This is a genomic window from Hypnocyclicus thermotrophus, assembly GCF_004365575.1.
GTDB classification, from domain to species: domain Bacteria; phylum Fusobacteriota; class Fusobacteriia; order Fusobacteriales; family Fusobacteriaceae; genus Hypnocyclicus; species Hypnocyclicus thermotrophus.
Window position 1 is genome coordinate 130,572 of the sequence record NZ_SOBG01000006.1, and the last position, 13,544, is coordinate 144,115.

The window sequence follows — 13,544 nt, forward strand, 5'->3', positions numbered from 1 at the left end:
TTTAATCCTCTTTCTGTAATAATTTAAACTCTTCTAATTTATTTAATAATTCTTTATAATTATCAATATGATTTATTTCATCTTTAAGCTTTGTTGCATTTTTCATTCCTTTTATATACCAACATAAATGTTTTCTTATTTCATAATAAAATGGCTTGTCTATATACTCTCTAGCATAGTTAACATGTTTAATAGCCATATTTAATTTATCTAATATTGTAGGAATAGTTTTAACTTCCCCAAATGAGATCTTTTCTCTTATTTGCTGTATAAGCCAAGGATTTCCAAATATTCCCCTAGCTAACATTATTCCATCTACATTTGAATAATTTATTTTTTCCATAGCATCTTCTGCTGTAAAAATATCTCCATTTCCAATTACTGGAATATTTACCTTTGATTTAATATCTTTTATAATTTCCCAATTAGCTATTCCAGTATACATTTGTTCTCTTGTACGTCCATGTATAGTTATATGACTTAAATTGAGATCTTCTGCTAATTTAGCAAAAAATAGTGGGTCTTTACTATCTTTATAACCCACTCTTATTTTTATACTAAATTTTGTTTCTTCTTTTAATGAATTTTTTATAGTTGTCAATAATTTTTTTACATGCTCTTTATCTTCTAAAAGTGCTGCTCCATAACCATTTTTAGTTATTTTTGGCATAGGACAACCCATATTTACATCTATATTTTTTACACCTTTTTCTTCTAAAAAAATTGCTGTATCTTTCATAAGCTCTATATCTTTTCCAAATATTTGAACTCCATCATTTTCATGAAGTTTTAACATTACATCTACCGTTTTTTTATTCCCCATTTGAACAGCATTTACACTTACCATTTCTGTAAACATAAGATCTGGCTGGAATTCATTTAAAATTTTTCTATATATAAAATCAGTCACACCTGCTATTGGTGCTACATAGATTTTTTTCATTTAAAAAACCTCTTTCTATCTTATCTCTGCTTCTATATTTTTTTTCTCAAATTTTTTTCTAAACTTTTCTAACGTTCCCAAAGAATAATATTCTTCTACACCTCTATATGCATGTTGATACTGTTGAATATAAATTTTTTTTACTCCTATTTCATATAACTGCTCTACAACTTTTTCAAATTCTTCTTCTTTAATATATTCTGGATACATTGTTATTCTTACTTCATAATTTATTTTTAAATTAATCATTTTTTTTATGTTATCTAAAATTTCTTCTGTTTTGAAATCTGAAAATCTTGAATAATCTAAAGATTTAAAATCTATCGCTATATAATCTAAACACTCTTTTAATTCTTTTACAACCTCTATATTACTTGCATTTGTATCAAGTTTTATTAAAAAATCTTCTCTAACTTCTTTTTTGATTTTTTTAATAAATTTCACTAATTCTTTTCCCTGTAAAGTTGGTTCACCACCACTTATACATATCCCATCTAATAAATTTTTACGTTTTTTTAAAAATTCTATTACTTCTTTTTCAGATATATATTCTACATTTATAGGAGAAATAAGTTCATAATTTTGACAAAAATCACAGTCAAAATTACATCCCGCCAAAAAAATAGTAGCTACTATTTCCCCTGGAAAATCAACCGTACTACTTTTTATTAAACTCGCTATTTTCATATCTCTTTCCATCCCTTTTTAACATTTTAACTAAACAAAATTATATCATAATAATAAAGTTTTTTCAAATAAAGAAAAATCCCCTACTTTTTAGGGGATTAACTATTAATCATCGTTTCTAAGGCCTACTATTCTTAATATATAAATGAATAAATTAATAAAATCCAGATAAAGCATTAAAGCTCCAAATACTGAAAATCTTTCTATTAATTCTTCATCACCATTTGCCATTATTATAATATTATTTTTAATCATATTCATATCATATCCTATAAATCCTATAAAAATTAATACTCCAAGATATGATACTATCCAATAAATAGCTGCTGTTCTTAAAAACATATTTACCAATGATAATATAATTAACGCTATTATTCCTACTCTAAGAAGATTTCCAAATTTTGATAAATCTTCTTTTGTAGTATATCCATATATTGCCATTACAGAAAATATAACTACTGTAATAATTAATGCATATATAATAGATGCAGTTGTAAAAAACATCATTAATAATGATAATGTCGCCCCTGTTAAAGCTGAATATACAACAAATAGTATCTTAGCAGTTTGAACACTTATTTTTTTTACCATTCCTGACATCGCTATAACTACACCAAATTGTGCAATTATTAATAATAAATATGATCTTGATACGGTCATTGCCATCACTGGATTAGTCATTATTGAAAATGCTACTCCAAAAGTTATTAAAAGCCCAGCTACCATCCAAATAAGAATTTTTGATATTGTATTTGCCATTACTTTTTCACTTACATGATAATATCCACCACCATTAAGTCCGTACATATCTATCCCTCCTATAATTTTTTTATTTTTTTAAACTTAGTAATTCACAAAAATATTCACAAAAAATTTAAATAATTTATCATTAAAGTTACTTTTAAAACTATTCGCATAACTTTTATCTAATCGAATTTTAAATTCAAAAACTTAAAAATTTATTAAAAGAAATAGAGCAATTTTCTTTAATTAATAAAAAAAATATGCTCTACTAATTTTTATATTAATTTTTAAATACTGGCTTTGATTCAGCTTTTATTATTTTAATAAATTCATCAATATCCATTTCGACTTGTTCTTTTGAACCAAATCTTCTTACATTTACTTTTCTATTTTCTACTTCTGATTTTCCTATTATTAATTGTACAGGTATTTTTTGCTTTGCATTTGCTTCTCTTATTTTATATCCTATTTTTTCAGCTCTATCATCTATCTCTACTCTAATATCTTCATTTTCTAATATACTTTTTAATTCATCTGCATAAGGTATTACTTCATCATTTAGAGTAAGAATTTTTACTTGAACTGGTGCAAGCCAAGTAGGAAACGCTCCTGTATAATGTTCAATTAATATTCCTAAAAATCTTTCAATACTTCCATACATAGCTCTATGTATCATTATGGGTCTATGCTTCTCTCCATCTTCACCTATATATGACATATCAAATCTTTCAGGTAAGTTCATATCTAATTGAATTGTTCCGCATTGCCATATTCTTCCAATAGCATCTTTTAATTTGAAATCAAGTTTAGGACCATAAAAAGCTCCATCTCCTGGATTTAACTTATAATCTTTTCCTGCTTTTGTTACTGCATTAGCTAATGCTTTTTCTGAAACTTCCCATATTTCATCACTACCTATTGCTTTTTCTGGCTTTGTAGACAATTCAATATGATATTCTAATCCAAATAATGTATAAAATTTATCATATAATGAAATTACATTTACAACTTCATCTTCGATTTGTTCTTTTGTCATAAATACATGTGCATCATCTTGAGTAAATGCTCTTACTCTAAATAATCCATGTAAAGCTCCTGAAAATTCATGTCTATGTACATGTCCAAATTCACCCATTCTAAGAGGTAAATCTTTATATGAATGTAATCCATTTTTATATGCTAATATTCCACCTGGACAATTCATTGGTTTTATTGCAAACTCAAATTTATCTATTTCTGAAGTATACATATTTTCTCTATAATTAAACCAATGTCCAGAAGTTTCCCAAAGTTCCTTATTAAGCATCATAGGAGTTTGAATAATTTTATATCCCGCTTTTTTATGCTCTTTTTCCCATATTCTCATAAGAATATTTTTGATTTCCATCCCTTTTGGCAAGAAAAATGGAAACCCTGGTCCATATTCTGATATAAAAAATAATTCTAATTCTTTTCCTAATTTTCTATGATCTCTTTTTTCTGCTTCTTCTAATAAAGTTAAATAATCTTTTAATTCTTTATTGTTTGCAAAAGCAAATCCATAAATTCTTTGTAACATTTTATTATTAGAATCTCCTCGCCAATAAGCTCCTGCCACAGATTTAAGCTTAAAAGAACCAAGATATCTAGTAGATGGAACATGTGGTCCTCTACATAAGTCAATAAATTCTCCTTGTTTATAAAGTGATAATACTTCTCCTTCAGGAATTGCTTTTATTATCTCTACTTTATAAGTTTCCCCCATATTTTCAAAAAATTCTATTGCTTCTTCTCTTGTTTTTTCTTCTCTTTCAATTTTTATATCTTCTTTTACAATTTTTTTCATTTCAGCTTCAATTTTTTCTAAATCTTCATCTGTAAATTGTTCTTTCGGATCAAAATCATAGTAAAATCCATTCTCTATAGATGGACCAATAGTAACTTTTGTTTCTGGAAAAAGTCTAATTACAGCTTGAGCCATAAGGTGCGCTGTACTATGTCTGATAATATCTACTCCTTCTTCTGTATCTGGAGTAATTAATTCTACACTTGCATCTTTATCAAGTACATATGTCATATCTACTAATTTCCCATCTATTTTTGCAGCTATTGCTTTTTTAGCTAAAGAATTACTTATACTTTTAGCTATTTCAAACATATTTACACTGTTTTCAAAACTCTTAATATCTCCACTAGGAAGTTTTACGTTTATCATAATAATCTCTCCTTTATATAAATTTATATCTTCATATTAAATATAAAAAAATACCCGGGTTTATACCAGGGTATTTTTAATTAAATCAATAAATAAAATAAATCAGCCCTCTTGATACAAACCTAATCCGCATTTTTACATTTTAATATAGAGGGAATAATTAGCCCTCTTTATTTTGCGGTATAGGTAATTTGTATATTAATAAACTTATTCATTTTATTACCTCCAATTTCCATTGATTATACTATTTTAAACTTTTTTTGTCAAGTTTAAATACCTGCTTCTAATTTCAATTCATTTTCAGTAGATTTTTTTGCTATACCAATAGATTTATCGGGGAATGTAAATAAATTAAAACTAAATGATATAGTATAATCATATCTTAAATAGGTTTGATTCCAATCAAGCGTATATGAAGTTTGCCATTGTCCAAACTCTATCTCTTTTCCTATTGTAGCTCTTACTTCATCTAAGTTCTCTTCGCTATTGCTATCTTTTAATTCTGTTTTATATTTTGTAGCAAATTTATATATCCATTTTTCATCTGTTTTCCCTATTTTTTTTATAAATTCCAAATAATGTGTTTTACTTGTACTTAATGTTTTGACATTATTATATATACTATTTTCTTCATCATAAGAATATACTAATTTATTTTCATCTCTATGCATTTCTAATCTAAGCTTAAATAGTTCTAATGCATTTAAAAAATTTGTTTCTTTTGTATAATTTTTATCTGCTCTTAAAGTAAGTGTGAATTTATTATATTTTTTATAAATAATCTCATCTGCAATATCATCTATACCAAAAATATCAGTAGTAATTCCCCTCTCTTGTTTTACTTGTTCTAAAAATTTTCTTTGTAGTTTTTCTTCTTCTGATTGACTTAATTCTACTTGATATTCTCCTGTACTATCTGTATATATTATTTTTTTATCTTCATCTTTTTTTAAATCATTATATTCATAGCTAACTTCATTTTGATAATAAGAATAATTGTTATCTAATTTATTATTATAATCTATTACTTCATAGCTATAATTATTATACTCAGATAATTTATCACCCACTAAATAATTTATTTTAATTTGATTTTTTAAAATGTTTTCACTATAATCATTTACTGTATTACCACTGCTATCATTATAATCATAAGTGGTATTTGTAGTTATTGTATACTCTAATGTCCACCATTTTTTACTTTTTTCTCCAAAAGAATATTCAAAATTATTTATAATATCTTTATCTATATACTTTAAAAAATTATAAGCCCTAATTCTATCTGAATAATCAAGAGTTGTATCAATAGTTTCATTTCTTACTCTATTTTTATAATATGAAACATTATATTTAAATTCTTTATTATCGTCATAAAGTTCTAGTTTATAGTTTTGATTATCTATATTTTTATAGTTATCTTCTTGATAAGAATTATTTATATCATAAGATGTAGCAATAGTTTTTTTATTTTCTATATTAAAATTTATACTATTTTTTAATGATATATTTTTTAACCATTTATTTTTATATGCATCATTATATGTTACTAAATTTATATTATATATTGTATCTGTATTTCCAAATAATACTTTTAATTCATTCGATATATCCTTTTTTAAAGTTTTCCCATTTAATCTATAATATTTTGAATCTTCGGCATCAGAAATATACGCTACCTTATCATTAAAATCTCTATTTTCACTATTATAGATAAAATAATTCATATAATAGCTAAATTTATTATCAATTTTAAGATCATATTTTCTATAAAAATCTCCTGTATTATTGTAGAGATTTTTAGTTACAATTTCTTTTGTAGTAAATTCTTGCAAACTATCTTTTTCAAAATATTTATCATACCTTCTATTAATTAAAAAATTTAAATTTCCTAATTTTGTATTTATTTTACTATCTTGATATTCTATTATATTATAATTAGAATTATTTACAAATTCATCATAACCTGTATTTTCATACAAGTCTCTATCTTTAGCAAATGATTTATAATCTCCTAATACAAGTTTTAATCTTTTGCTATCTTTACTTAATTCCGTTAGATATCCATTTTGTTCTATATTTTTTTCAATAATATCAACTGTTCTATTATATTGTCTATCTCTTGCATTTGTATAACTACTTCTAAAAGGATCTTCATCTAAATTAAGTTTTTCATAGTTTTTATCATAGCTATAACTAAATTTTAATTTATAATTTTTTAAAATATTATAATTACCTAAAGTAATATTAACATCTTTTAATGATTTCTCATCATATTGAGTAGTTGTATATGGGTTATAAGAATCACCTGTATAATCACTTAGTTCCTTGTCATCATCATACCTTTCACTATCAGACAAACTTCTCCATACATCATAATCTGTATTTTTATAAGAAAAATCTATCCTATATTTTTTATCTATCATTCTATATTCATCTATATTATTATATGATTTTGTATCACTTTGACTTGACCCTGGATCTAAATCTTCAAATCTTTCATAATACCCATAAAGTTTATATCTTAAATTATCTTTATCAAATTTTAATTTTGTCTGTATCTCATTATCTATTTCACTTTTGTTATCCTTATTTAAAAGGTTTTCATTATTATTATTTATGATTTCTTTTAAAACATCTTTATTATCTACATATTGTATATATGCATAAATTGATGTATCTTTATTTTTTCCAATTTTATCAAATTGAGTAGATAATTCATACCTAGACATTTTTTGTTCATAGTTACTATATGGGTCACTTTCACCAGAATCTTCTGCCTCACTTCTACTATCTTCTACAGCATTTATTGTATTAATTGTTTGATTTTTATATTTCCAGTGTAACTCCCCATTTTTCGTTTTATAATCATGTTGATGTTCAAAATTCCATTGTTCTTCATAATCTCCTCTTGGAAAAATCAAAGTATCATAAAATGAAACTTTCCCTTTGTTTTCGTCATTTATTTTATATATATTTTCAAAACTTTCTATGAAAGTTCCTTTTTTAGTTGATTGTTTTAAAGCTAAACTTCCATTTAAATTTTTATTTTCTATACCATAATCAAATCCCCATATAATATATGTTCCTTCATCACTATTTGAACCAATTTTAGGGAAAAGTGGAGCTTGTGTATCTGATTTTAAAGAACTAGCATACCATGGCATCCAAAATATAGGTATTCTCCCTGCATATAAAATATTATTATATGCTATCACCTTTTTCCCAGGATATACTAATATTCTTTTTGAACTCATATGATATGGAAGTTTAAATCTATCATCTTGTTTTTCTACTTTTAATGCTTTATGTGAAGTAGTAAACCATGCATTTTTTACTTCTGCTTTATCTGGATAACTAGCTAAAAATTGCTCTCCACCGTAATATAGTCTGTTATGTCTTTTTGGTGCGCCTGCTACTTCCACATAAGATACTCCATCTTGAATTATAGCTATATTTTTATCTATATTTAAAGTTAATTTATATGCTTCTACTTTATTATCTCCTTTATTAAATATCACTCCTTTTTCAGCTATAATAATATTCTTATCTTTCAATTTTCTAAGCTTATACGCTTTTAATTTTATATCATCATAATTAAAATTGACTCCTCCACCAGCTTGAAACTCCTCATTCTCAAAATCAATCACTGCTTCATCAGTATTTATATTTAATTGATCTCCAGCTAAAATATTTATTGATAAAATTATATACAATAACAATATATGTTTTTTCATAAAAAAAGTATATCCTCCATTTTCATTTATTAAAATCCTAATAATTATATTTTAAAATTATAATTTTTTGAATAACTATAAATAATTTTAAAATATAAAATTCGGACGAAATATTACATTAATTTTTACTTATATATATTTATTTGTTCTATAGCTCTATACGAGTTATTTTTTACTATACTTTTATTTTTTCTTTATATTTTTTCATCAGATACAATTATATCATATTTTATTATTATTAAAAATAAGAAAAATCTAAAAAAATAAAAATAGGTCTTTTATTTTTAGACCTATTTTTTATGTAATTATTTTATTACTTTTCCTAATCTTAGCTCTTTAATATGTTTTTCTGATAACCCTTTATTTTTCATATCTTTACACATTTTCTCTACTTCATATTCTACAAATTTTATTTCAAATTCTTTATTTTCTGTATTTAATATTATATAATTTGGAGTTGGCTTAGCTATTTTAGGTTTTCCTACACTCCCAGTATTTACTATAATTTTATTGTGTATTTTTTTTATATATGGAAAATGAGTATGAGCACATATAAGTACATCTTCTTTTAAATTTTCTGCTTCTTTTTCTATCTGTTTACTATTTTCAAATAAATATTCTGCAATATCTCTGCTACTCCCATGTACAATTTTTATTCTAATATTATTTTTTTCTATAATTAATTCTTCTGGTAAATTTATTATATATTTTTTATTTTCTTCTGTTAAATTTTCATATGTCCATATTTTAAAATCTTTTATATTTTCATCGAAACGTTTATTAATAATATCATAATCATGATTTCCTTTTATTGAAATAATATTATTTTCTTTTATTAATTCAATTACTTCATTTGGCATAGAATGATATCCTATTATATCTCCCGCCAAATATATTTCATTTGCTTTTTCTTTTTTTATATTCTCCAATACACTTTTTAATGCATAATAATTACTATGGACATCTGATATAAATGCTATTTTCATAAAATTCTCCTTAATAATTTTTATTAAATTATATCATAGATTATTACTTTTTAAAAATCTCTCTATAAAATAATATCCATTTCTAAAAAATATAGTATTTTATATTTATTTATTGTATAATTTAGAAAATTTGAAAGGAGTTTTTATTATGTATAAATTTAAAAATGATTATTCTGAAGGTGCTCATCGAAAATTATTAGAAGCTTTATTAAAACATAATCTTAACCAACAAAATGGATATGGTGAAGATATTTATACAGAAGAAGCAAAATCAAATATAAAAAATTACATTAATGGACAATGTGATATTCACTTTATTCCTGGTGGTACTCAAACAAACCTTATTGCAATTACTGCTTTTCTTAGGCCTCACGAAGCATGTATTGCTGCTAAAACTGGACATATAGTAGATCATGAAACAGGCGCTATTGAAGCAACCGGTCATAAAGTAATTAATATAAATACTCCTGTTGATGGTAAATTAACCCCTGAGCTTATACAGCCAGTATTAGAATATCATTATTTTGAGCATATGGTAAAGCCCAAATTAGTATATATTTCTAATTCTACTGAAATTGGTACTGTATATTCTAAAAATGAATTGAAAAATTTATATAATTTTTGCCAAACCAATAAACTTTATTTATATATAGATGGAGCTAGAATTGGAAATGCAATATTAGCTAGTGATGTAACATTACAAGATATGTATAATTATAGTGATGCTTTTTTTATTGGTGGAACTAAAAATGGTGCTTTATTAGGAGAAGCTCTTATTATTAAAAATTTAGATATAAAAAACGAAATAAGATATATTATAAAACAAAGAGGAGCTCTAATTGCTAAAGGACGAATAATGGGAATTCAATTTAATGAATTATTTAAAGATAATTTATATTTTGAATTAGCAAAACATGCAAATAATATGGCAGATATTTTAACAATAGAATTAAAAAAATTAGGTTGTAGTTTTTTAGTTGAATCTTCTACAAATCAAATATTTCCAATAATTGATAACAAAAAAATAAACAAACTATTAAAAAAATTTGATTTTTATATTTGGGAGAAATTTGATGAAAATAGTTCTGTTATTCGGCTTGTTACATCATGGGCTACACCAATAAAGGCTGTAAATGCTTTTATTAATGAATATAAAAATATATAAAATAAATAAAGATGAGAAAATTTTTCTCATCTTTATTTATAAAATTATTTAAAACTTAATATCCCATGTTTCTCTTATCAGTTCTTCTATTAATTGAAAACTTTTTCTAATTTTTTCTAAATTTTCTATAGAATAATGTACTTTTAACCCTTCTTTTCTTGAAGTAACTATTCTTGCATCTTTTAATATCTTTAAATGTTGAGATAAATTAGATTGAGAAAAATCTATATCATCATTTAAATCACAAACACATAATTCTCCAAATAATAATTTTTTTACTATTTTTATTCTTATTGGGTGTGCTAACGCTTTAAAAAATTTTACTTCTAATTCATTCAAATCCATAAAATCACCTTTTTACTATATTATTATTTTCTAATATATTTTACTCTATTTTTATCCGTTTTGTCAATAAAAATAATATTGCATTACAAATAGTTTAATGATATATTATGTATGTTTGATTGTATTTAATTTTTTTATATAAAGGAGATGACATAATGTCAAAAGTTTTTTATCCAAAAAGTTTAAAAGTTTTAAAAGAAGGATATGATTTTAATAGTTTTACAAAAGATTTGATTGCTGGGATAATTGTAGGAATTGTAGCATTACCATTATCTATTGCATTAGCTATTGCTTCTGGAGTAAAGCCAGAACAAGGACTCTATACAGCTATTATTGCTGGATTTTTAATTGCATTATTTGGAGGTAGTAGAGTTCAAATAGGGGGGCCAACTGGTGCCTTTGTTATTATTGTATATAACATAGTACAAAAATTTGGTTATACTGGTTTAGCTACTGCTTCTATTTTAGCGGGAATTATCTTGGTTATTTTTGGTGCTTTTCGTTTAGGAAGCTTTATTAAGTTTATTCCTTACCCAGTAACAGTAGGCTTTACTTCTGGAATCGCATTACTTATTTTCACATCACAAATAAAAGATTTTTTAGGTTTATATGATAGTGCTCCTACAGAATTTTTAGAAAAATTTCCTTATTTTATAAGAAATATTTCAAATATTAATTTTTATTCTGTATTTATTGGATTGATAACTATATTAATAACTTTTTTTTGGTCAAAAAAATTTAAAAAAATTCCAGGATCTTTAATTGCCATCATTACCACAACTATATTAGTTAGTTCATTTAAACTACCAATTGATACTATTGGTAGTGTATTTGGAGATGTTCCTAGCTCATTTCCGCCATTACATTTTCCAAGTATAAATCTTTTAACGATTAAAAAACTTCTTCCTTCAGCTTTTACTATTGCAGTATTAGCCAGTATAGAATCTTTATTATCTGCTGTTGTTGCTGATGGAATGATCGGAACAAGACATAATTCAAATACTGAATTAATTGCACAAGGAATAGCAAATATTTTTTCACCTATTTTTGGTGGTATTCCAGCTACTGGAGCAATTGCTCGAACTGCAACAAATATAAAAAATGGTGGTCGTTCTCCATTTGCAGGAATAGTTCATTCAATAACACTTCTTATAATTATGTTATTTTTAGGAAAATTAGCTAAAATGATTCCTATGGCTACATTATCTGGTATTTTAATGATTGTAGCTTATAATATGAGCGAAATACAACATTTTATAAAATTAAGAAAAGCTCCAAAATCAGATTTTTTTGTACTCTTAATTACATTTTTACTTACTGTTTTAGCTGACCTTACTGTAGCTATCCAATTTGGAATAATTTTATCAGCTTTATTATTTATGAAAAGAATGAGTGAAGTGACTGAAGCAGAATTTTTAAAAAAAGAATATTATGATACTGATGAAGAATTTATTGCAACTGGAATTTTAGAAAATAATAATCCTATTCCAAAAGAGATTGAAATTTTTGAAATAAACGGGCCTTTTTTCTTTGGTGCTGCATCTATTTTTAGAGATAATCTTGGAAATATCGAAATTTTACCAAAATTTTTAATCTTAAGAATGCGAAATGTTCCTGTTATTGATGCTACTGGACTTTCTGCATTAGAAACTATTATTAAATCTTGTAAAAAAAATAATATTCAAATAATAATATCTGGTATAAATAAACAACCTATAAATGCGATACAAAAAATTGGTTTAGATAAAAAACTTGGAAAACAATTTATATGTAAAAATATTAATGACGCTATTAATATTGCTAAAAAAAATTTATATAATTAAAGATTTTAAAATGTTTGATAAGCTCCCCTTATAGTAAAGAAAAATTCTTGACTATAAGGAGGAGTATTTTATTATTCATTAAAAAACAAAGCTTCTATTACATTAGAAAATCTTTTTGCCCAATATACTTCATTATGTTTAGCACCTTCAATCAAATAAAAATTTACATTAAATCCTTTTTCTTTCAATATTTCATATGTTTTTTTATTTCCATTAATATAAAGTTCATTAAAATTGTCTACTCTCTCATCACTTGTTTCATTAGTTCCTACATCCAAATATATTGTCATATCATTTTCTTTTTTTATATTTTTAATAAACTGTATCATATCATTTTCAGCAAACCAAATTGCATTTGATAAACCTCCTATTTTTGAAAAAATATTTTGATATTTCAATCCAATATAAATAGAAATAAATCCTCCCATAGAACTTCCTATTATAGCGGTATTTTCTCTGTCAGACAGAGTTTTATATTTTTTATCTATATACAATTTTAAATCATTTACTATAAATTCGGCATACTTATCACCTTTTCCTCCAAGAGTATAACCATCATTATATTTATCAGTGATTTTATAAAGATTATTATTTATAAATGGTGAATATTCTGTTATTCTTTCTGCTCCATTTCTTTCAGAAGCATTATCTATTCCTACTACAATAAAGCCTTTTTTAGTTTTTTCAAAAATACTATCTAAAGTTTTGTCTACATTCCACTCCATTCCATAAGCAGATATCCCAATGTTATATATATTTTGTGCATCATGCATATATATAACAGGATATTTTTTATCACTTTTTTCATAATCATTTGGTAAATAAATTCTTACTTTTCGATTTTTTTTTAATTGTTTAATATAAATTTCCTCTGTTATTATTTTTCCCATTTTATTATCTCCTTAATAATTTTTATATACTTA

Annotated in this window: 10 protein-coding genes; 2 read left to right on the plus strand and 8 right to left on the minus strand. The window is 24.3% G+C overall.

What is annotated here, in order from left to right; genetic code table 11:
- Position 1: 1 nt before the first annotated feature.
- The 6 genes from dusB to EV215_RS07755 all read right to left on the minus strand — a co-directional run bounded on the left by dusB (position 2) and on the right by EV215_RS07755 (position 9,288).
- Complete coding sequence (dusB, locus tag EV215_RS07730; protein WP_134113432.1) at positions 2–943, minus strand: tRNA dihydrouridine synthase DusB; 942 nt, start codon at positions 941–943, stop codon at positions 2–4.
- Positions 944–958: 15 nt separating this feature from the next.
- Positions 959–1,630: an anaerobic ribonucleoside-triphosphate reductase activating protein gene (locus EV215_RS07735; RefSeq protein ID WP_166667378.1), complete on the minus strand. Its 672-nt coding sequence runs from the start codon at positions 1,628–1,630 to the stop codon at positions 959–961.
- 105 nt (positions 1,631–1,735) lie between these two features.
- The gene (locus EV215_RS07740) at positions 1,736–2,437 is read right to left on the minus strand and encodes a Bax inhibitor-1/YccA family protein (protein WP_134113434.1); all 702 of its coding nucleotides are present in this window, start codon (positions 2,435–2,437) and stop codon (positions 1,736–1,738) included.
- A gap of 217 nt (positions 2,438–2,654) precedes the next feature.
- The gene (gene thrS, locus EV215_RS07745) at positions 2,655–4,568 is read right to left on the minus strand and encodes a threonine--tRNA ligase (protein WP_166667379.1); all 1,914 of its coding nucleotides are present in this window, start codon (positions 4,566–4,568) and stop codon (positions 2,655–2,657) included.
- A gap of 269 nt (positions 4,569–4,837) precedes the next feature.
- A complete protein-coding gene (locus tag EV215_RS07750) occupies positions 4,838–8,302 on the minus strand; it encodes an LPS-assembly protein LptD (RefSeq protein ID WP_134113435.1) in 3,465 nt (1,154 codons plus the stop codon).
- A gap of 305 nt (positions 8,303–8,607) precedes the next feature.
- Positions 8,608–9,288 (minus strand): metallophosphoesterase family protein, encoded by a 681-nt coding sequence (locus tag EV215_RS07755; protein WP_134113436.1) that lies wholly within the window; start codon positions 9,286–9,288, stop codon positions 8,608–8,610.
- A gap of 148 nt (positions 9,289–9,436) precedes the next feature.
- Between EV215_RS07755 and EV215_RS07760 the strand changes: the two genes are divergently transcribed.
- Positions 9,437–10,453 carry a threonine aldolase family protein gene (locus EV215_RS07760; RefSeq protein ID WP_134113437.1) on the plus strand — a complete coding sequence of 339 codons (1,017 nt, stop codon included), beginning with the start codon at positions 9,437–9,439 and terminating at the stop codon, positions 10,451–10,453.
- A 48-nt stretch (positions 10,454–10,501) separates the two neighbouring features.
- Here EV215_RS07760 and EV215_RS07765 read toward each other — a convergent pair whose 3' ends face one another.
- The gene (locus tag EV215_RS07765; RefSeq protein ID WP_134113438.1) at positions 10,502–10,798 is read right to left on the minus strand and encodes an ArsR/SmtB family transcription factor; all 297 of its coding nucleotides are present in this window, start codon (positions 10,796–10,798) and stop codon (positions 10,502–10,504) included.
- 155 nt (positions 10,799–10,953) lie between these two features.
- Between EV215_RS07765 and EV215_RS07770 the strand changes: the two genes are divergently transcribed.
- A complete protein-coding gene (locus tag EV215_RS07770; protein ID WP_134113439.1) occupies positions 10,954–12,621 on the plus strand; it encodes a SulP family inorganic anion transporter in 1,668 nt (555 codons plus the stop codon).
- A gap of 71 nt (positions 12,622–12,692) precedes the next feature.
- Here EV215_RS07770 and EV215_RS07775 read toward each other — a convergent pair whose 3' ends face one another.
- Positions 12,693–13,511 (minus strand): alpha/beta hydrolase, encoded by an 819-nt coding sequence (locus EV215_RS07775; protein WP_134113440.1) that lies wholly within the window; start codon positions 13,509–13,511, stop codon positions 12,693–12,695.
- Between the last annotated feature and the right edge of the window lie 33 nt (positions 13,512–13,544).